Origin of the sequence: Colwellia sp. 75C3, assembly GCF_002836255.1 — a bacterium.
GTDB lineage: Bacteria > Pseudomonadota > Gammaproteobacteria > Enterobacterales > Alteromonadaceae > Colwellia.
Map to the genome: position 1 here is coordinate 1 of NZ_PJAU01000025.1, position 275 is coordinate 275.

Annotated in this window: 1 pseudogene; it reads right to left on the reverse strand. The window is 45.8% G+C overall.

What is annotated here, in order from left to right:
- Positions 1-275, reverse strand: a pseudogene (locus tag CXF85_RS00145) (hypothetical protein); the annotation flags it as partial.

Genomic DNA, 275 nt, shown 5'->3' on the forward strand with positions numbered 1-275 from the left:
ACATCGCCTGTGGTGGCTAAGGTACCAATTACCGCACCAACTGCATTTTCGTCTACGCTCAAGTTCGTTAAAGTAATGCCGGTAGGCGCTTCGTTAACATCACCGACATTCAAGGTAAATTCTTGTGTCGTTGGTAGACCGCCGCTGTCTGTTGACGTCACGGTAATAGTAATACTCTCGGCACTTTCATGATCAAGACTCACACCAGTTTTAAGTTTCAGTGCGCCATTAACCACTTCAAAACGCGTATCATCAACACTGTAACTGTGGCTATC